Below are 20,178 nucleotides of genomic sequence, written 5' to 3' on the forward strand. Positions count from 1 at the left end.
CTAAAGTAATTAAAAGCGGTATTAAAAAAGGTGGTCTGTACAGACCACCTTTTTTGGTTATAAGTTTTGAGCCCATAGGCTTATTGATGTTAAGCAGATCTATGACAAATCAAAACGATCCAAGTTCATCACCTTGGTCCATGCAGCTACAAAATCTTTTACAAACTTATCTCCAGAATCCTCACAGGCATAAACTTCTGCAATGGCACGCAGCTCGGAATTGGATCCAAAAATAAGATCGGCACGGGTACCGGTCCATTGAAGTTCTCCTGTCTTACGACTTCGCCCTTCAAATACATCTTGGGATTCCGAAGTAGCCTTCCAAGTAGTACCTAGATCCAGCAAATTCAGAAAGAAGTCGTTTGTCAAGGCTTCCGGACGTTTGGTGAAAACACCGTGCTGGGAACCGTCATAGTTGGTGTTCATAACACGCATACCACCTAGTAGTACTGTCATCTCGGGAGCTGTTAAAGTCAATAATTGCGCCTTGTCCACAAGCAATTCCTCTGCGGTAACGTCATATTTTTTATTGTGGTAATTTCTAAAACCATCGGCACGTGGTTCAAGAGCTTCAAAGGATTCTACATCAGTTTGCTCCTGGCTAGCATCGGTACGCCCGGGAGAAAAAGGAACCGTTACTTTCTTCGCGGCATTTTTCGCCGCCTCTTCTATAGCAGCGTTCCCTGCCAACACAATAAGGTCTGCCAAAGAAACCTTTTTGTTACCCGATTGGGTAGTGTTGAATTCCTTTTGAATACCACCTAGTTTATCCAAAACCAAAGCCAATTGCTCAGGGTTATTTACCTTCCAGGTTTTTTGTGGCTTAAGACGGATACGTGCCCCGTTGGCACCCCCTCGTTTATCGGATCCCCTAAATGTGGAGGCAGAGGCCCAGGCCGTTGATACCAACTGCGATATCGAAAGACCCGAAGCCAAAATATTGGCTTTTAAGTCCGCTATATCATTTTCATTGATCAGTTCATGGTCAATAGCAGGTACTGGATCTTGCCAAATTAATACTTCTTTGGGTACTTCGGGTCCAAGGTAACGTGATACAGGCCCCATATCCCGGTGTACCAGTTTAAACCAGGCACGTGAATAGGCATCGGCAAACTCTTCCGGGTTTTCCAAAAAGTGCCTCGATATTTTTTCATAAGCAGGATCCATACGCAACGAAAGATCCGTGGTCAACATAAAAGGCGCATGCTTCACATCTGGATTATGGGCATCTGGAACCGTTCCTGCTCCTGCATTGTTTTTAGGTTTCCATTGGTGGGCTCCGGCCGGACTTTTGGTCAATTCCCACTCGTATCCAAATAAATTCTCAAAAAAAGTATGGCTCCATTTCGTGGGTGTATTCGTCCATGCGCCTTCGATGCCACTTGTAATGGTGTCCGCACCGACTCCGGTTCCATAGTTGTTCTTCCATCCCAGACCTTGAGCTTCAATACCTGCGGCGGCAGGCTCCGCTTCTACATATTTATTGGGATTCGCAGCTCCATGGGTTTTACCAAAGGTATGTCCACCGGCAATAAGGGCTACAGTTTCGTAATCGTTCATTGCCATACGGCCAAAGGTATCACGTATGTAATGGGCAGACTCAACAGGATCTGGATTGGCGTTATGACCTTCGGGGTTTACATAGATCAACCCCATGTGGGCAGCACCTAATGGAGTTTCCAATTCCCCGCTTTCGGAATAGCGTTCCTTATTGCCCATCCATTCCGTTTCCGAACCCCAGTAAACGTCTTCTTCCGATTGCCAGATATCCTCACGTCCCCCGGCAAAACCAAACATTTTTAATCCCATGGACTCGTGTGCGCAATTCCCTGCCAAGATCAATAAATCGGCCCATGATAACTTCTTGCCGTATTTCTTTTTTATCGGCCATAACAATAAACGGGCCTTGTCCAGATTGGCGTTGTCCGGCCAACTATTTAAAGGTGCAAAGCGTTGTGATCCGGAGCCAGCGCCTCCGCGACCGTCTTGAATACGGTAGGTTCCTGCACTGTGCCAAGCCATTCGAATAAAGAAGGGGCCATAATGGCCATAATCTGCAGGCCACCAATCTTGACTGGTAGTCATTAATTTGTAAAGGTCATCCTTTACCGCTGCAAGATCTAGTTTTTTAAACTCTTCGGCATAGTCAAAACCTGGATCCATAGGATCTACCAAGGACGAATTTTGACGAAGAATATTCAATTTTAATTGATTGGGCCACCATTCACGGTTGCTGGTACCACCGCCTGCGGCTTGGTGTAATTCACCATTTAAAAAAGGGCATTGAGCGCTTGAATCGTTTACATCCCATACTTTACCTTTCGATGAATCTGAATGTGTTTTATTTTCCATTGTTGATAGTTTAAATAAGTTTCCAATAAGTGTTCTTTAAATTTACAATAATTTTTTCTGATGGATTTGAAATGCTTATCAATAAAACTTATGGATATTAGGGAAAACTTATGGCTCCAATAAAGTGGCTACAATTCTAGGGTTAAATAATAAAACCGGTCATATTTGGATGTATGTTCCCTTTACAAACACCTTTAATCCAAACTTTAGGAATAGTCATTACTCCAGCTCAAAGTGAAAAAGATTCTTCTGAATTTTTTGGGTGGATAAAATTGAAGATTGAGTATTACTGGGATATAGAGGTATCATCTGTCCTTCATTTTTATATGACCAAAAACATATTATCCATTTATCCATCGAAATAAAAGATTTTTTACCTTAGGAATTAAATCATTGTATGTATCACAACAAGCGGTGAACTATAATTCTAACTTGAAAAAATATGATGAGTAGCGATCATTTGGAAATACATGAGACGGCATTTGTAACCTCTGCCTTTCGTGCTACTGATGTAAACTTAAGTGGGGATCATTTTGCCTATTTATGGAATAATCCAAAAGCAGAAAAATGGGCCGAAGAATATTTGACCAAGGTGTCCTCCGAGGAAACATTTACCCACTGTTTAAGGAACAGATATTTTTTGGATAAGATAAAGGAGAATATCATCAAAAATGGAATTGAGGTTTTGATCAATTTTGGGGCTGGTTTTAGTATGTATCCGTTTTTGCTGGACCAAAAAATTATCCACATTGAAATTGATAAACCTGAGATAGTGGCTCACAAAAAATATAAAATAGAACAATGGCAAAATGAGGATTTACTTCCCAATCGGAATATACAGTTTGTAGGAGTTGATTTTAGTAAGGAATTTAAGGAGGGCTTATTGGCAACCATTGATTCTGTTAAGGGCAAAAAAAAGTGCTTTATTCTTATAGAGGGGGTTTTGTTCTTTTTGGATAGGGAGGAAACGGATAGCTTGTTTCAATTATTCAACCTCCTTCAGGATATTGGAGATATTATTGGAAGTGCATCGTTTCAGGATAATTTGAAACAAACTTTGGCTTTTAAAAGGTTACTTAATTTTTTTGGGGAAAAGGTATCCAAAACTAAGGCGAGCGATTATCAAACCATTCAAGATTCGTATTATCGGGAAATATCCGGGTACCGTTTGGTGGATCATCAAGATCATTTTAGCTTATCTAAAACCTATGGTCATGAAATATTGCAGGACAGGGAACTTATTTTAAATGAGAATTTTTACCTCTTGCGAAAATAAAATCTTAATCAATACTATGCGCCAAAGGAATGAATTAAAATTATGTACCTTGACCTAACATCAAACCCAGACCATGACCGGACATGAAAAAACTAAAATTTCCAACTGCCCAAACCATACTAATACTAATCGCCTTATTGGTGACCATATTAACATGGTTTGTTCCGGCCGGAAAGTACGATAGTCTGGCTTACAATGCCCAAAAAAACAGTTTCACCAAAATAAGTATTGGGGAAAGTATAGAATTACCGGCAACGCAAGGAACTTTAGAAGGGCTGGGAATAAAAATTCCAATTGAAAAATTCATCAATGGCGATATTTATAAACCCATTGGCATTCCCAATACCTTTAAGGAGATGGAGGCTCAACCCCAAGGTTTGGCAGACTTGGCCAAATCGCCCATAAAGGGTATAATTGCTGCGGCCGATATCATTTTTTTGATACTTATTATCGGGGGACTAATTGGAATAATGAACCTCACTGGGGCATTCAATGCCGGAATATCCTGGATGGCCAAAGTACTCAAGGGTAGAGAATACATTCTAATTATTGCCGTAACAACACTCATTGCCCTTGGAGGCACTACTTTTGGACTTGCAGAGGAAACTATGGCGTTTTATCCTATTTTAATTCCCGTATTCTTGGCGGCCAAATACGATGCCATGGTCGGTCTTAGTTGTGTGTTTCTAGGTTCCAGTATTGGCACCATGTGCTCTACAGTAAATCCGTTTGCTACCATTATTGCCTCAGATGCGGCAGGAATAAATTGGACAACAGGGCTCAATAACCGTATCATTATGCTGCTCCTATGTACCACCATCACCATAGTTTATATTCTTAGGTACGCCAAACGGGTAAAAGCCGATCCTTCAAAGTCGATTATTTATGATCAAAAAGAGAACATTGAACATCTTTTTGGTTTGGATTCGATGAATACCAATGTAAAATTCACCCATAGACTGCGGTTGATTACCTTGGTATTTTCATCGAGCTTCGTAATCATGATAGTCGGAGTTTCCTTTTTGGATTGGTGGTTTGTGGAAATGACGTCCACATTTCTTGTTGGGGCCATAATCATTGGTATTATTGCGAGAATTAAGGAAAGCGACTTTGTGGACGCCTTCGCCAAGGGAGCGGCCGATTTGCTCAGTGTGGCCTTTATTGTGGGTATAGCAAGGGGGGTAACCATATTGATGGAGGACGGACTTATTAGTGATACCATTTTGTTTTATGCCAGTAACATCACCGAAGACATGCACAAAGGGGTATTTGCCAACGTAATGCTTTTTATTTACGGGGGTTTATCGTTTTTTATGCCATCTTCTTCTGGTATGGCCGTATTGACCATGCCTATTTTTTCTCCTCTGGCAGATACGGTCCATATAGGCAGGGAAATAATTGTCGACACTTACCAATACGGTATGGGCCTATTCCATTTGATCAATCCCACAGGTTTAATCTTGGCAGCATTGGCCATAGTGAAAATAGGATTCAATAGGTGGTTGAGGTTTGTGATTCCCCTGATGTTGATTTTGGTCCTCACTACTATGATTTTTTTGACTGTTTCAGTGTATGTAAATTGAATGCAGAACTAATGGCTTTTTAAGAATAACCTGCGATTATTTACAAGAATTAAGGTCAAATAACTAACTTTAGTAAATGAAAACGGGAAGGCTATGCCTGCTGTTTTATGTGACTCTGTATGACATGTGAAATTATTATTGGCATACACGATCGCAGCAAATAGAAGTGTTGCCAAGGCTTGCCTATGGGTAATAATTACATCAATAAAAATAAAACGGAAATGGAAAAGACAAAAATAATGGTACAAGCTACCATTTCTGAAGGAATGGATAAGGTTTGGGATTATTATAACAATCCGGAACACATCATAAAATGGAATTTTGCTTCGGACGATTGGCACTGTCCATATGCATCCAATGACATGAGGGTAGGTGGAAAATACTCCGCGAGAATGGAAGCTAAGGACGGAAGTTTTGGGTTCGATTTTGAGGCCGTTTATGATGAAGTAGACCCCAACAAACGGTTTACATATACCATGCTGGATGGGAGGCAGGTTGTTGTTGCTTTTTACGAACTAAATCATATGACAACAGTGAAAGTGAACTTTGACGCAGAAACCGAAAACTCCATAGAAATGCAAAAAGAAGGCTGGCAATCCATCCTTGATAACTTTAAAAAATATACAGAGAGTAATTAAAAAATACAATGGCCTATTACCTGATTGGCTATAATAATGACAGTGTTTGAATTCCAATTGTTAGGTCAGAAAAAAGTTGGGTTTTTGCTATAATCACCCTTTAAGGGAAGAAATTCCTAGTAACCATACCGTTGAAAATATGAACGGCAGAAAGTATATTTATGAAATGATCTCAACAGACAATTTTCAGGAATTGGAAACTAACCGACTCCTCCTGCGGAGGTTGGAGGAGAGCGACTGGCCGATGATTCGTTACCTGCGTTCAGATAAGGAGGTAAACAAGTATGTTAATCGTCAGTCTGCTGAAACCAAGGAAAAGGCACTCGCCTTTATCGCTAAGACCAACAAGGGTATAAGCAATGGACAGTTGTACCAATGGTGTATTTCCTTAAAGAATAGCCCTGCAATGATCGGAAATATCTGTTTGTGGAATTTTTCCCAAGATCGTAAAACGGCAGAAATGGGGTATGACCTCAGTCCCGAATTTCACAGTAGGGGAATAATGGACGAGGCTATGAAAGCAGTGCTGAATTTTGGATTCAACCAATTGAATCTGGGGCTAATTGAAGCCTTTACCAGCAAACGAAATGAGAGCTCCAAAAAATTACTGCTTAGAAATAATTTTGAATGGAATGCTGGCCGAAACGACCCTGATGATCTGGACAATCTTATTTATGAGCTTAATAGACCACTGTAATTCTTAGCGCTTCAGTAGGAGTTGTTGCATTTCTTATTGTATATATTTAGGAAACTACAAACCCTAATGTTAATTCAACTCAAAAGATTTTATATCTTACAGAGATAATAGGGACAGTTCTAGAAACGAAATCCTTTAAAACCATATCCAATGCAGTACTCAAGAAATTCATTTATAAAAACCCTTGGACTAGGTGGTATATTGGCCACCAGTTCCATTTTGTCGGCTAGTCCTCTCAAAAGTATTTTAGGGGAAAGTCGTTTAGGAGAGGAAGCTAGAAGCCTTACGTTGGGATTGGCATCCTATTCCACGCGGAAATTCAGTTTGGATGAAACACTGGCCATGGCCCAAGCCCTAAACCTGGAGCAGATTGCCTTAAAGAGCATGCACATGCCACTGGAGGCAAGTGATAAGGAGATTGCCAAGCTTATGGCTAAATTTAATAAGACAGGTGTTGGTCTTTATGGGGTAGGGGTAGTCTATATGAAAACGCCCCAAGAAGTTGAAAATGCCTTTCGTTATGCCAAGGCCGCCAAGGCCAATGTGATCATAGGGGTGCCCAATCACGATTTATTGCCATTGGTAGAAATGAAAGTGAAGGAGACCAACATAAAGTTGGCCATACATAATCATGGACCTGGAGATGAGGTGTATCCTACGCCCGAAGTAGTATACCGTAAGATTAAAGGACTGGATTCCCGGATCGGACTTTGTATAGACGTGGGCCATATTGAACGCTTGGGGCTAGATCCGGCAGAGAACATAAAAAAATACGCTGATCGCTTATATGATATCCACCTAAAAGATGTCGATAAATCGGAGGCTGATGGGAAGTCGGTCGAGTTTGGAAGGGGCGTCTTAAATATCCCTGCCGTTCTCAAAGCTTTAAAAGAAGTTAACTATACGGGTGTAATGGCTATGGAATATGAAAAGGATTCCGAGGATGTTTTTGCTGGCCTTGCCGAATGTGTGGGTTATGTAAACGGGGCATTGGATGCCATAAAATAGGTAATTCTAAAAAATGGTTGCACTGCAGAGATACCATTGGTTGTTTTTCCTTATTGTGCTCGCATGTGGGGGTACAATAAATGGCCAGCAATCTTTTATACAGGATGTTCAGGGGAGACACCCAGTGGATTCCGATCGCATGTGGTTGTCCCATGAGCACGTTTTGGTCGATTTTATTGGGGCCGACAGCATTCAGTTCCATACTTGGGACCACGATGCCGTAATTGCGGAAGTAATGCCTTTTTTGGAAGAAATACAAGCCTATGAGGTAGACTATTTTGTGGATGCCACCCCGGCCTACTTGGGACGTGATGTTTTACTTCTTGAAAAAATAGCCAAGAAAACAAGAATTAAAATAGTCACCAACACTGGGCTATATGGTGCCGGCAATAACAAATACCTTCCCAATTATGTCCAAAAAATATCCGCCGAAGATTTAGCGGAAAAGTGGATTTCCGAATTTGAAAAAGGAATAGACGGTACCTCCATCAGGCCAGGTTTTATCAAGATCGGGGTAGATACAGCAGATCCGTTGGATACTCTGCACCAAAAATTGGTCAAGGCAGCCGCCATAACCAATTTAAGGACAGGCCTTACAATAGCTTCCCATACAGGAAAGGCCATAGGGCTTTGGCCACAACTGGAGATCCTTGGGGAAATGGGGGTTTCCCCGGCCCAATTTATTTGGGTACACGCCCAGGCAGAAGAGGATAATAGCAATTATCTTAAAGCGGCAACCATGGGCTGTTGGATTAGTTTGGACGGACTTGGTTGGGATTTGGAAAAGCACCTTAACAAATTGATTTTTGCCAAAGAAAATGGAATTCTGGATCATATTCTTATCTCGCATGATGCCGGTTGGTACGATCCACAAAAGAAAGAACAATCCATTACCCCCTATACCGATATATTTACAAGACTCCTTCCGGCACTAAGATCAAATAAATTTACAGAGGAGGAAATTAAGATGTTGATCTCAGTGAATCCGGCCAAGGCTTTTGCTATAGAAAGCAGCAACTAAACATGCAAATTGCCCATTTTGTAATCGTAAATTATCGTTGATTTCTGTTCAGTAGCGACAGCATTCCAGTGGAAGACATTTTAGAAAAATAAATACAATAAAATTCCTAGTCGGTACTCATTATTTTTTCAATAAACTCTTCGGCGTTTTTAATATGATGGCGTTTTTTATCCTGAGACATGCGGTTGTAGGAATGATAAAGCATGGAAGTTCGTGGATTTGATTTAAAAAAATCCTGATGTTCAGCTATAAAACGCCAAAATAGGCCGTCCCAAACCTTTTCCCAATCGCCTTTCGGGTAATTGCTCATTTTATTGACATAGTTGGAAGCTCCCACATATGGTTTGGTGGCAAAGGTGCCGCCATCTGAAAACTGACTCATACCATATACATTGGGAACCATTACCCAGTCAAAGGCATCTATAAATAGCTCCATAAACCATTTGTATACTTCATCCGGATCAAATTCGCACAACAGCATAAAATTACCCAGGATCATCAATCGTTCTATATGATGACAATAGCCTGTTTTCAATACTTGTTTAATGGTCTCGTCAACAGGTTCCACTCCAGTACTTCCGTCATAAAAGCTTTTTGGTATTTTTCTGTCAAAACCCCAAAAATTCTTTGTTCTAGAGTAGCTTCCCTTGCATTCATACATGCCTCTGATAAATTCTCTCCAGCCAATGAGTTGTCTTACGAAACCCTCTGTAGAATTAATAGGAATATTCTCTTTTTCTGCAAAAGAAAGGCTTTTAGTAACCACATGGTTTGGCAATATGAGCCCCACGTTAAGGAGTGGGGAAAGGATACTATGGTTTAAAAAGGACTGTTGTTTTACAATAGAATCTTCATAAATACCGAAATCAAAGAATCGGTACTCTAGAAACTGTACAAACCAATTCTCGGCTTGCTTGTGACTTATGGGATATATAGGATCTTTTGATAACTGCCCGGGATTGTTCTTAAAGTGTTTTCCGGTATATGTTACGGATTCGCTCCAAAAAGAGGTTACCTCTGGAAAATGGATGCTCGGAGGTGTTTTTCCCTTGGGATACTTTTTACGGTTATCTGTATCGTAGGTCCACTTTCCTCCCATGGGTTCTTGCCCATCTTCCATTAAGATATCCAGCTTTTTCCGTTGCTGTTTGTAAAAAGTAGTTTGAAAAAATGATTGTTTATCCGCCCTGAAAAAAGTGGAAAGGTCTTCTTTGGAATTAATAAACAATGGGCTTCCAAAAGAATTGAGCTTATAGTTTTTGGCAATCGTCCCAATTCGCTTTTCAAGCCAATTGTCAACGGGGTCAATAATGTTGATTTCAGTTATGTTTTTAGCCTTTATTTCTTCCTTAAACTTTCTAATGTCCGATAATGGGTGATTGGATTCTATATAATTGACCTTGATTCCTTTTTCTTCCAAAAAATGCTGATAATATTTCATGGAGGCCCTGTGGAAAGCTATCTTCTGTTTGTGAAACATGAATTGTTTAAAGAATAGGTACTCTTCAATTAAATAGACCTCTTCACCATTGTCAATTAGAGGGCTTTCAGCAAAAAGCTGGTGTGGAAATATAAGGTTAATTGCTTTCATCATTATTTTTATTTCGCCTACACCTTTCGCTGCAGTATTTACTCGATAATCGAGATTAAAATGCTCCGACGCTTGCCTGCCCGTTCCATGCAGGCGGGCGTCGAAATGTTATTAGTGGTTTCCTTCTGATGCCTCAAGGGCTTGCCCAGAGGTTTAATACCTTTTATTTAGGCAATATGCTGCTAAGTTGGGTATTCCGAAAGCTATGGCAGTAATATATTACAGACCTTTAGTTTAATGCTCCGGCCATTGGTTTCTTTAAAGTTATAATTCTTTTTTGCATTTTTTCCAGAATGCGAAAAAAGAAGGGAAGTAACCTGTAACGGAACTCATCCATTCCCTTGCTTCTTCCTTGCCTTGGTAATGACGGTTGGTAGGGTGTTCTTTATAAACAATATGATCAGGATTGATGCGCCCTTTTAATTCCGAAAATTCGCCAATAAATATTTTTATGCCTTCAATATTTTTCGTCAGTTCAATGGCAAAATCAATACATTTCTGGTTTACGGGATTTTCTTTGTAGAAAGAAGGCTCCATCAAAAAAATCCGCTGTATCTCCTGCTCCTTATACCAATAGGGATCAATATTGTAATAGTTATAGATCAAAGTTGTTTTGTTCTTGTCCAGTGTGGGGTTTTTAATCTTGGGAATTGTTATTTCAACCTCAAAAGGAATAGTCTTCCTTAATATATTAGGAATTTCAAGATTTTCAAATGCACTGTATTCAACATCCAAAAAAGTATTTTGTTGGCTACTTTTAAAGAAGTTGTTGATGTTGTCTTGGTTGGCATAATACTTCTTATTGGAAAATGCACCTGCTACCCATTGCCAACTTAGAAAGTTGCTGGCGAGATCCCCGTCCAATAAGTGACTGTACATCCATTTAGCGGGTTCAAGCCAATGTGAATTGGCAATGTTGCAACTGATAGATGCCACATACATGCGCATATGGTTATGCATATATCCCGAAGTATATAGTTGTTCTATTGCAATGTCGATTTCTTCAATGCCAGTATTGGCATTTACAACAGCTTGTGGAATTTGATAATTTGAAATGGGGCTTTGTACATTTTTTAGATCTTGTCTGATGGCGTCCTTTTTTGCTACCCAAACTTGTTGCCAATAATCTCTCCAAGCCAACTCTTGAATTAGTTTTTCCGTTTTAGTCCAAGGGAGGTCCAGCGTTTTTATGTACTGATAGACCTGTTTTGTTGATATTACACCTCTGGAGATATAGGGGCTCAAGTGGGTTACCGCCCCATCTTTATGATTTCTGGTTTGGGCATACCTTACGGGGTCTAATTCCCGTAACCTGTTTTCTATTGCCGGTAGATCTGTGGGAAAGTTTATCACTGTGGTATTTCTGATTTTGGAAGATTCATGCCCATATCTCTCTTATTTGGAGTAATCCTAATATTCTATCTCCAGTTCCTCATATTTTACTTCGTCAATAATATTAGCTCTATTGGAATCTATTTTTGGATTGTATAGGTCCTTGCTAATAGGGTAGGCGTTGATGGCCATATCGTCCATATCATCTTCCATAACATTACGAATTTCCTGCTCGCTGAGTTGGTTGTTCAACCATACGTCCACATCCTCATCCCTTAAGATAATGGGTCTCCTATTTTTGGTATTGTGGATTTTCTTAAAAAGGGGAGTGGCCACCTTGGTCAAGATGGTAAAGGTGTTGTAGCCATCCGTAGTGGTAGTGTAGAGTCCGGCCAGACTCATAAGAGCTTCATTTTTTCGTTCAAAATAAAATGGGATCTTAAACTTTTTGGGAGCTGTGTGCGGTTCATAAAATCCGTTTACGGGGATTACGCAACGCTTGGTCATGGCACTGAACCTATAGATAAAATGATCGAACAGTTTTTCTGATCGGGCGTTGAGTCCAGCCCCAAATCTTGCCGCTCCTTTGTAGTAATTTTTAAAATCGGCCCCCATACTGTTCTGTGGCATTATGCCCCACATGGAAGGGGTAATATGATTACTGCTTTCTTGGGGTATGATCCACATTAAAGGGTGTGACCATCCATTGGCATGGTAATAGGTGAGCTCGCCCTCAATTGGGGTTTTGCCCATTAGTTTGGAAACGTTGTAATGTTTTTCCACCTCCTTGGCAGAAGTGGTTACCCTTGTACCGAAACACATAAAAATAGTTTTACCCTAATTTAAGAATTTAACTTTTCTGGACCGACTTCAAAATCAAAAATTCGTAAATTTGGAAAATATCCATAAAATAGGATTATTTCCAATAAATGAAAAATATTGTGTATAGAAATCATGATCGCTATGCAATTAAGCGTCTCTTAATGGAAATAGGTGCGCACCAATTGAACAAGGAATGCGAGTTAATGAAGCTTCCTTTTCCAAAACGCCTTGGTCTTTTCTATATTGAAAGTTCGGATGACTGTGTGTATCTGGTATATAAATATTACGATGGAACGAGAAAGATCATGAAATTGGACCGTTATGAACTTCCTGAAGCAGGATGGGAGCGCGTTTCTTTGGAGTGAAGTTGCAATGAGAAAGGAGTAGTGAGAATCTAGACGCTTGAGTCCAGATTAAATGTACATCCCTTATATACAATGACAACATTAAAATTTTGATGTTCCCTCCCCTAGGGGAGGGTTAGGGAGGGGGCCAACAGAAAGGGGTTTTCGGCTTTGTCCTTATCGTAGCGAGGTAATTTCAATCCCTTCCGTCTTCTCCTCCTATGGTCGGAGAATCCACCTTTCCTTATAATTCGACTCCGCTCAGTACAGGCCACGGGAAGGGGAGTCTTTGTCTCCCCAATGATTAAGATTTTTTTATGGCTTTTGGTACGGATAATCCGGATTATTTTATATCTGGGATAAAGGTTTTATTGAATTGAATTTCAATATCTGCAAAGGCTTTTTTGACAGTACTTCCTTAAACTTTGGTTTTAACCGTTTTTTGTCTCTTTAGCAGAAATATCTGGCAAAATTGTACCGTACTAATTTATGAAAATCGTAGATTTACTGCCTTAGCCTAAAATTGTAATAATTTGATTTGGTATAATTTATATAACCGTTTTAAGCGAATAAAAAGAGTTAAGGAAAGGACACGTCGCGAATTGGAAAATCAGATTGACGAACTTCGAAAACAAAATGAAATCCTTAAATCGGTGATGGCCTTCCAGAGTGAGGAGGAAAAAGATGAAAGTGAGAAATACGCCAATACCATTCTCAATAATATGGGCGATGCTGTATTTGTAAAGGATAGTGGAAGCAGGTTACTTTTGGTCAATGACGCTTTTTGCAATCTGTTCAACCTACCTAGAACTAAGATAATAGGCAAGACACTTGCTGAAAATGTTCCGCCCGATGAGCGGGAAAGTTTCTTGGGGATAGATAAGCAGGTGCTATCGGATGGAATAGACAATATTAACGAGGAGCCCCTAACAGTAGGGATGGACGAAAAGAGAATTATTTCCACCAGAAAATCGAGATTTATTGATGCCGAAGGAAATAAGTTCTTGGTTGGGGTGATACGTGATATTACTGAAAGCAAAAGGGCTGAGGAGGTCTTAAGGGAAAGCGAAATTCAACTGCGGGAACTCAATGCTACCAAAGACAAATTGTTTTCCATTATTGCCCATGATTTAAGAGGGCCTTTTAATAATATTTTGGTGTTGTGCGATATCATGAAGGCACAATTGTCAAAGAAGGAGGATTCAAAATCAGAAGTGTATTTAGAGCTTATACGCTCTACTGCAAAAAATACCTTGGTTTTACTTGAGAATTTATTGGATTGGGCAAAATCACAATCCGGACAAATTAGTTTTAAATCGGAAAAAATAAGAATATCCTATGTTATCCAGGAAATATTGGAACTCTCGAGATCCCTTGCGCAGACCAAGGGAATATCAATACATGTAAATGAGAGCGATGAAATTGAAGTGTATTCCGATAAGAAAATATTGAAGACTATCTTTAGAAATCTAATTTCCAATGCCATTAAATATAGCAAACCAGGTGGCAATATTACTATCTCTGGAATAGAAGAGGAAAATCAAGTTAAGATTACTATTTCCGATTCTGGGGTGGGTATGGACGACCAAACACTGGAAAATTTATTCGGGATAACTACCAATACCCCTTTGCCCGGCACACTAAACGAAAAAGGCTCTGGTTTTGGATTGGTGCTATGTAAGGAATTTGTGGAAAAACTGGGCGGAAAAATTTGGGTAGAAAGCGAAGAAGGCAGTGGGAGCGATTTTATTTTTACAATACCGCGGAATTGATTAACTAAAAATACTTTGGCAAGAACCAGATAATACCTTGGTTAAGGTCCCTTTCTTTTGATGGACTTACGCAAAGAAAAGAAGCCTATACACTTAGCCGTCATTGGCAATATGCATAGGCTTTGTAATATGAAAGGTTGCATTAGTGTTGTGGCTTAACTACCTTATTGCTAATTCCCGTTACTTACCACTTCAATCCTCGCCATAAAGTCACTATTGTACAACTCACTGGTTTATTTATCAGCTGATAACAGTAGCTCCCAATTATCCTTTTTTTACAATTTTGGAGCCAGAGGACAGTTTTTGATGTGCAATAGTGGGATTGCCTTTATAGGATAACACACTATTTCCACTGGCATCGATCGATAGGGAATTGCTTATGGAAAGATAGGCATTGCTATTGCCGGAAAGGTCAATTTTTAGAATATCAACGCTTAGTTCGAAATCGGTTAGTTCACAGTTGCCATCTAGTGCTACGTCCATGGTTTTTACATTGCCCGAGAAATCCATTATACAATTTCCGGTTGAGATGAGATCGAGTTTCTCTACTGCCAGCGCCCCCGAAAAAAAACTATTGCCGCTCAGATTTATTTTTACATTATCCGTTTCCAAGAGGTCTTCCAGTTCCAATTTAGTGTTTCCTTTTATTATATAATTATCGATATTCTTGGTAGTAATAAACACATTTAAGGTTTCCTTGCCCTTTATCTTACGAACCTTGTCCAGTTTTACCATTAACTTGTTGCTTTCCTTGTTTACCAGAATATACTTATGAAGGTTATCGTTGGCCTGCACCCTCAATTTTTCTTCAGTATCCGAAAAGCTTATATAGACCTTAAAATTATCGTTTACTTCAAGGGAAGTATAACCAGAATATTCATAATCTTTGGTTGTGATATCTTCCGAAGCGGTTATAGTGTCCTTTTCGCAGGAGAATAACAATACTGCAAAAGCAATTACATAATTTATTTTTGATGTTGCACCCATTCTTTTATTTTTTTTAGTTCAATCATTTCTTCGCTGTTAATAGTAAATAGATCAGAAAAATGGTATAAATAACGTATATACATCTTCTGTAAAATTCAATGCCGAGATTTTTCATTTTATCATTTTTTAGAAATTTTATTAAATAGGAAGAGCTCTTCAGCCCCTGCTTCAACTCTTTTTTAGCCCACAGTGAAGCGTCTAAGAGCTGACCATTGACTTCTTTTTCCATATTTAATTTGTGAAAAGAAGACATGTTTGTTAGCTTCTGTGGGTATTCTTCTGTAATTATCAAATGCTTTCATGATTATATTATTTTTGATTAATAATGGTATCAAAGGTCGTTTGGAATTCCATGGTCTACAATCGCATATGCATGTGGAAGTTAGATAGCTTACAAGCCTGCTTAAAACGCATATCACATATTAAATCACATTCACAACAGGCAGTCCATTGCGTTGAATATCAGGGAAAGTTCATGCCAATAACTCCTCTCATTTTAGGGTAGGGAAACGTTTCCAAGGGTTAGATCTTCAAAAAGATTCACCATGTTATAATCCGAGTTCATGGAGGTATTGCGGTTTTCAAAGGCAATTCCGTAGCCATGACCATGCGCAATTTTCGAATTTTTTATGGTTAGATTGGCCCAGTAGTCCCCATCCAAGCCAATACTTGCTATTTTAGAGACTCCGGGCATTTCGGTTTTTCCAGCATAGAGTACTTCCGTATGGTCCATTAGGTTTAATGCGCTGGTCGATTGAATTCGGATCCCGTTCCAAAATCCTTTGATAGCACTGGCACCTGTAAACACAATCTTATTATTAGCTGTGCCTTGGGCAATTAAATATCCATTGGGAAATACTCCGAACATCTTATCTTCGGCAAATTTGAAAATAGCCCCTGGAAGTATTTTTAACCCAGATTGAACGCTCAAATTACCACTTACCAAGTAGCTCGCTCCAAAGTGTAGGGCAGGCCAAACAGTTTCACTCTTATCCGGATTCAACAATTGAGAACCAAAAATTTCGACCCCATTATGACCGTTGTCAATAAATTCCATTGCTGTGGCATTATTAAGAGTTTTTACCTGATTGGCAGCCATGGAAATGGCCGGACCTTGGTTTTCGTGGAACCTAATTTGGTCTATGCGTACTAGATCGGCTCCATTTTCAACGTAAATTCCATGGCCGCCACTGGCCACAATTTTGGAGCTAAATAGCTTTAATTTGGCCCCATGGGCCCCTGCCAATCCAATGGCGGTCTTGAACTGTAATCCGTCCATGATTTCGCTTCCGGCATTATGTATTTCTACATTGTCCAATTCGTTTTTCATGTCGGCGGACATTATGGAAATACCTTTCCAATACCCTCCATCAACGGATTCCTTTGAAATGAACTTAATAGGGTATTGAGAGCTTCCAAGAGCAATTATATAACCCTTTTGTGTAACGTTTATTTCTGAATCCTTGTCCATGTATAATTCAAGGCCTTCCAAAATCCTAAGCCCGGAGATCACCTCTATGGTCCCTTTTACCACATATTGCATGTTTTCTGAGCTATTGTAAAGATCGCTCCAAACTGTTTCTCTGGTGGTAGAGATTCGGTCGCCTATAACATCTATAATGTTCTCTGCATTATTTTGGAATTCCGATAAACTGGATAAACTCCCTAATTGCGATGCCGGTAATTGAAGGGTCTTGTTATTGTTCCTATAGACATTATAGGATTCCGTATTCCATGTTGCCCCTACTTCAATAGCTACTGAATATGCAGCGCTATATTGAATAATGGAGGAGACCAGGGTTAGATGTCCTCGTCCTTCGTTGTCCAGGCCCAAGCTAGTGGCGACTTCCATTCCTTGGGCAATTGCCCCACCCGCATATTCAATGGTTACCCGGTCTAATTTGTTTAAAGGACTATTGGAGTTTATGATCAAACCTTTCCAATAACCAGGAACCTTATTCTTTCCGGTGAAGGTGGTAAAGGAGCTTGCAGCGGCTGTGGTAATAATGGCACCGGGGTTGTCTATATACATGGCCGTATTTTCCTCAAAGGCTATGACTACGTTCGGATCCATGGTTAGTAGGTCCGTAACATGAATGTCGCCGGTTACTAAATAATCTATTTTGTTGGGATCATCAAAGACATTGGCCAAGTGGCGACGCGCCGTAATATTCTCCGAGATAATTATGGTTTCCTGTACAGGTGGGGTTTCTACATCCTTTACCGCGATTGCCAATTCATCCGTATCATAAAATTCGGTATTGAAAATCTTTAGTTCCACAGAATAGTTCCCGGCCTTATCCGGAGTAAATTTTGGTTTGGCGGTGGTTTCTTCCGTCAACTCGGATAAACTGCCACCTGGTTTAGCCTTGAATCTCCATAGGTATTGAAAGGGTTTTCCGGCCTTGTCCAAAGACTTGGAACCGTTCAGAATAACCGCTTGACCGGCATAAATATCTCCTTGATTCTCGGTATATGCGTCCGCCTCCAAGGTGTTGGAAGGAATTTCTGTGTAGTCATCATCGGAACATCCAAGGAGCATTAAGAAAATAATTGAAAGAGTGATAAATTTTGTTTTCATTGAGATTGTTTTTTTGTTTAAAATTTTAGTAAAAAAAGTAAGCGTACTATTGAGGTTTCAACTACCCATTCTATTTTATTACTCACGGGTTACTTTACGGTTTTGATGGAATTGACATAGGGCCCTACTTTAATGGTCTCCTTATTATTGGGATCAAGTATTAGTATGCCATCTACTATAAATTGGTACTGCGCAGTACCGGGTAAGCATTCCACTTCTACTTGCCATATATTTCCTTTTTTAATCATTGGGGTATTCTGACTTGCCCAATAATTGAAGTTCCCTGTAAGGAAGACCGTTTTGGCATTTTCAAACCCTTTCAACTCAAATTTCAATCGTTGAAATACAGGAGGATGGGCTTCCAAATCACTAAGAAAATCTTGAAGCCTAAATTTCCATTCTTCATCTTTGGTTGTGGGTATCAGCTGGCGTATTGCCATTTTATGGGCTTCATAAAGAGCAAGGTTAGCCTTTACGGGGATGTCTGGCAGGACACCCACACCCTCCCAATTGGTTTTGGTTATGGGATTTATTGCCTGTCCAAAAGGAATGAAACATTCAAAGTGGTCCGTAATCCTTATACTCCCTCCAGGATTGGCCCCGCCAGCAGTTTTTTCGCCAATAATAGTAGCTTTGTTCAATGCTTGAAGATTATAGGCCAGTTCCTCGGCTCCCGAAAAGGTTCTTGCGCTGTTAATTATGTAGATAGGTTTGTTTAAATATCTTTTCCCGGGTACATGGGCATAGGTCCATTTTTGTTCCAGGGAGTTGTTCCACCTCCACTTGAAATCGTTCAGGTGTACCGGTTCATTAAAGAAATAACTGCTTAAAAAAGGAATGGCATCCTTTCCCATGGCCCCACGACAGTTTCTAAGATCTATAATAAGGGCATCGGTATGGCCTATATAGTTCATCATGGCAGAATAGGTATCCCCTGCATGTTCAGGACCACAAAGCATGCTAAACGCGATGAGGCCTATGTTGCCATTGAGCACTTCTAGCTTATCAATGCCATAATTTCTCCTTAACGCAAAATTCCCCTGTTCCAGATAATGTTCTGGGGACAGTTCAAAGGGATTTAGGGAATCCTTTGGAAGTATTTGATCGGAGTAACTAACTTTTAAATGTCGGTCACCGCTTATCTCAAAAAGATCTAAGGAAAGTTTGTTTGCAAAAGTAGTTTCCTTGCTAAACTCCTTGTAGGCATTAGTGGCCAATTGAGTTTTTAAGTACGAAGCTATACTGGTAGCTACTTCAGGTAAAACATAACATTTTTCCAGGTGCAGACATAGGCTATCTATTACCTGGCGTTGTTGTTCTTGGGACATTTGTGCCCGACTAAGGAAATTACATAGCAGTAGGGCAAAAATGAAAATCCAAACCTTCGATTTCATAGTCCTGATATTGAGTTATATATTCAATTTTTTTCAGGACAAAGGACGAATGCTACCGCAGTTTGTACAATCGCATATGTATGTGAAATTCGAGGATTTTTTTATTGTTTTTAACGGGATATGTTATAGCAATTTATCCTTAAATGCCTTGGCAACGGCTTCGCTCTTACTATTTACATGCAGTTTTTCGTAAATTTTTTTGATATGGGAGCGTACGGTATCAATGGCTATAAATAATTCTGAAGCGATCATTTTGTAGCTATAACCATCCACTAGGAGTTGTAGCACCTCTGTTTCGCGTTCACTAAGGGCATAGTCCTTATTCTTGGTCTGTGGTATAATCTGGAACATCTTTAGAACTTGGGTAGCTATTGACGAGGTCATTGGAGCACCACCCAAGGTGGCGTCCTGTATGTATTCCAATAATTTGGCAGGTGGCGTCTTTTTTAACAAATACCCATTGGCCCCGTTCCTTAGTGCCTCGAAAACATTTTTATTGTCGTCAAAGACGGTGAGCATCAACACTTTGACTTCAGTATTCACTTCCCTTATTCTTTTAAGGCCTTCCAGACCATCGGTTCCAGGCATATTGATGTCCATCAAAATAACATCTGGCAACCACTTTTCCACTTCTTCGGCAACATTGTTGCAATTCTTGTAAGATGCAAGAACTGAAAATCCATCACTACCATTGATCAACATGGTGAGTCCTTCACGAAATTGGGGATTATCCTCATATACTACTACCCTTATCATAACTGTCTATTTTTGTAAATTTAG

General features: G+C 39.8%; 16 protein-coding genes. 8 read left to right on the forward strand and 8 right to left on the reverse strand.

Annotated elements, in window-relative coordinates:
• Positions 1-99: 99 nt before the first annotated feature.
• On the reverse strand, positions 100-2,352 hold the full coding sequence (gene katG, locus MWU84_RS16040; RefSeq protein WP_246903430.1) for a catalase/peroxidase HPI: 2,253 nt from the start codon (positions 2,350-2,352) through the stop codon (positions 100-102).
• Between the two features lie 442 nt (positions 2,353-2,794).
• Between katG and MWU84_RS16045 the strand changes: the two genes are divergently transcribed.
• The 6 genes from MWU84_RS16045 to MWU84_RS16070 all read left to right on the forward strand — a co-directional run bounded on the left by MWU84_RS16045 (position 2,795) and on the right by MWU84_RS16070 (position 8,575).
• Positions 2,795-3,628, forward strand: a complete 834-nt coding sequence (locus MWU84_RS16045) for a class I SAM-dependent methyltransferase (protein WP_246903433.1) — start codon at positions 2,795-2,797, stop codon at positions 3,626-3,628.
• Positions 3,629-3,711: 83 nt separating this feature from the next.
• A complete protein-coding gene (locus tag MWU84_RS16050) occupies positions 3,712-5,211 on the forward strand; it encodes a YfcC family protein (protein WP_246903435.1) in 1,500 nt (499 codons plus the stop codon).
• A gap of 221 nt (positions 5,212-5,432) precedes the next feature.
• The gene (locus MWU84_RS16055) at positions 5,433-5,849 is read left to right on the forward strand and encodes an SRPBCC family protein (protein ID WP_246903437.1); all 417 of its coding nucleotides are present in this window, start codon (positions 5,433-5,435) and stop codon (positions 5,847-5,849) included.
• Between the two features lie 139 nt (positions 5,850-5,988).
• Complete coding sequence (locus tag MWU84_RS16060; protein WP_246903439.1) at positions 5,989-6,546, forward strand: GNAT family N-acetyltransferase; 558 nt, start codon at positions 5,989-5,991, stop codon at positions 6,544-6,546.
• A 150-nt stretch (positions 6,547-6,696) separates the two neighbouring features.
• A complete protein-coding gene (locus MWU84_RS16065; protein WP_246903440.1) occupies positions 6,697-7,554 on the forward strand; it encodes a sugar phosphate isomerase/epimerase in 858 nt (285 codons plus the stop codon).
• 13 nt (positions 7,555-7,567) lie between these two features.
• Positions 7,568-8,575 carry a phosphotriesterase gene (locus MWU84_RS16070; protein ID WP_246903450.1) on the forward strand — a complete coding sequence of 336 codons (1,008 nt, stop codon included), beginning with the start codon at positions 7,568-7,570 and terminating at the stop codon, positions 8,573-8,575.
• A 106-nt stretch (positions 8,576-8,681) separates the two neighbouring features.
• Here MWU84_RS16070 and MWU84_RS16075 read toward each other — a convergent pair whose 3' ends face one another.
• From MWU84_RS16075 to MWU84_RS16085, 3 genes are all read right to left on the reverse strand, one after another.
• Complete coding sequence (locus tag MWU84_RS16075) at positions 8,682-10,169, reverse strand: cryptochrome/photolyase family protein (RefSeq protein ID WP_348647878.1); 1,488 nt, start codon at positions 10,167-10,169, stop codon at positions 8,682-8,684.
• Positions 10,170-10,430: 261 nt separating this feature from the next.
• A complete protein-coding gene (locus tag MWU84_RS16080) occupies positions 10,431-11,519 on the reverse strand; it encodes an FAD-binding domain-containing protein (protein ID WP_246903452.1) in 1,089 nt (362 codons plus the stop codon).
• 57 nt (positions 11,520-11,576) lie between these two features.
• Complete coding sequence (locus MWU84_RS16085) at positions 11,577-12,320, reverse strand: SOS response-associated peptidase family protein (RefSeq protein WP_246903454.1); 744 nt, start codon at positions 12,318-12,320, stop codon at positions 11,577-11,579.
• 107 nt (positions 12,321-12,427) lie between these two features.
• Here MWU84_RS16085 and MWU84_RS16090 point away from each other — a divergent pair, with 107 nt between their 5' ends.
• Positions 12,428-12,685, forward strand: coding sequence for a hypothetical protein (locus tag MWU84_RS16090; protein WP_031443259.1), 258 nt, complete (start codon positions 12,428-12,430; stop codon positions 12,683-12,685).
• 512 nt (positions 12,686-13,197) lie between these two features.
• A complete protein-coding gene (locus MWU84_RS16095) occupies positions 13,198-14,436 on the forward strand; it encodes a PAS domain-containing sensor histidine kinase (protein WP_246903457.1) in 1,239 nt (412 codons plus the stop codon).
• 264 nt (positions 14,437-14,700) lie between these two features.
• Here MWU84_RS16095 and MWU84_RS16100 read toward each other — a convergent pair whose 3' ends face one another.
• The 4 genes from MWU84_RS16100 to MWU84_RS16115 form a co-directional block, all read right to left on the reverse strand.
• Positions 14,701-15,423 (reverse strand): DUF2807 domain-containing protein, encoded by a 723-nt coding sequence (locus MWU84_RS16100; protein ID WP_246903460.1) that lies wholly within the window; start codon positions 15,421-15,423, stop codon positions 14,701-14,703.
• 496 nt (positions 15,424-15,919) lie between these two features.
• The gene (locus tag MWU84_RS16105) at positions 15,920-18,004 is read right to left on the reverse strand and encodes a right-handed parallel beta-helix repeat-containing protein (protein ID WP_246903466.1); all 2,085 of its coding nucleotides are present in this window, start codon (positions 18,002-18,004) and stop codon (positions 15,920-15,922) included.
• 89 nt (positions 18,005-18,093) lie between these two features.
• On the reverse strand, positions 18,094-19,398 hold the full coding sequence (locus MWU84_RS16110) for a S41 family peptidase (protein WP_246903469.1): 1,305 nt from the start codon (positions 19,396-19,398) through the stop codon (positions 18,094-18,096).
• A gap of 123 nt (positions 19,399-19,521) precedes the next feature.
• Positions 19,522-20,154: a response regulator transcription factor gene (locus tag MWU84_RS16115; RefSeq protein WP_246903471.1), complete on the reverse strand. Its 633-nt coding sequence runs from the start codon at positions 20,152-20,154 to the stop codon at positions 19,522-19,524.
• Between the last annotated feature and the right edge of the window lie 24 nt (positions 20,155-20,178).

It is taken from the genome of Arenibacter sp. F20364 (assembly GCF_023015905.1).
In the GTDB taxonomy this organism is placed as follows: domain Bacteria; phylum Bacteroidota; class Bacteroidia; order Flavobacteriales; family Flavobacteriaceae; genus Arenibacter.

Bases quoted from the DNA above. Each gene is read 5' to 3' on its own strand.
- MWU84_RS16115 (WP_246903471.1), bottom strand. From the start codon at position 20,154: ATGATAAGGGTAGTAGTATATGAGGATAATCCCCAATTTCGTGAAGGA.
- MWU84_RS16075 (WP_348647878.1), bottom strand. From the start codon at position 10,169: ATGATGAAAGCAATTAACCTTATATTTCCACACCAGCTTTTTGCTGAA.
- katG (WP_246903430.1), bottom strand. From the start codon at position 2,352: ATGGAAAATAAAACACATTCAGATTCATCGAAAGGTAAAGTATGGGAT.
- MWU84_RS16105 (WP_246903466.1), bottom strand. From the start codon at position 18,004: ATGAAAACAAAATTTATCACTCTTTCAATTATTTTCTTAATGCTCCTT.
- MWU84_RS16055 (WP_246903437.1), top strand. From the start codon at position 5,433: ATGGAAAAGACAAAAATAATGGTACAAGCTACCATTTCTGAAGGAATG.
- MWU84_RS16065 (WP_246903440.1), top strand. From the start codon at position 6,697: ATGCAGTACTCAAGAAATTCATTTATAAAAACCCTTGGACTAGGTGGT.
- MWU84_RS16090 (WP_031443259.1), top strand. From the start codon at position 12,428: ATGAAAAATATTGTGTATAGAAATCATGATCGCTATGCAATTAAGCGT.
- MWU84_RS16050 (WP_246903435.1), top strand. From the start codon at position 3,712: ATGAAAAAACTAAAATTTCCAACTGCCCAAACCATACTAATACTAATC.
- MWU84_RS16100 (WP_246903460.1), bottom strand. From the start codon at position 15,423: ATGGGTGCAACATCAAAAATAAATTATGTAATTGCTTTTGCAGTATTG.
- MWU84_RS16060 (WP_246903439.1), top strand. From the start codon at position 5,989: ATGAACGGCAGAAAGTATATTTATGAAATGATCTCAACAGACAATTTT.
- MWU84_RS16045 (WP_246903433.1), top strand. From the start codon at position 2,795: ATGATGAGTAGCGATCATTTGGAAATACATGAGACGGCATTTGTAACC.
- MWU84_RS16070 (WP_246903450.1), top strand. From the start codon at position 7,568: ATGGTTGCACTGCAGAGATACCATTGGTTGTTTTTCCTTATTGTGCTC.
- MWU84_RS16085 (WP_246903454.1), bottom strand. From the start codon at position 12,320: ATGTGTTTCGGTACAAGGGTAACCACTTCTGCCAAGGAGGTGGAAAAA.
- MWU84_RS16110 (WP_246903469.1), bottom strand. From the start codon at position 19,398: ATGAAATCGAAGGTTTGGATTTTCATTTTTGCCCTACTGCTATGTAAT.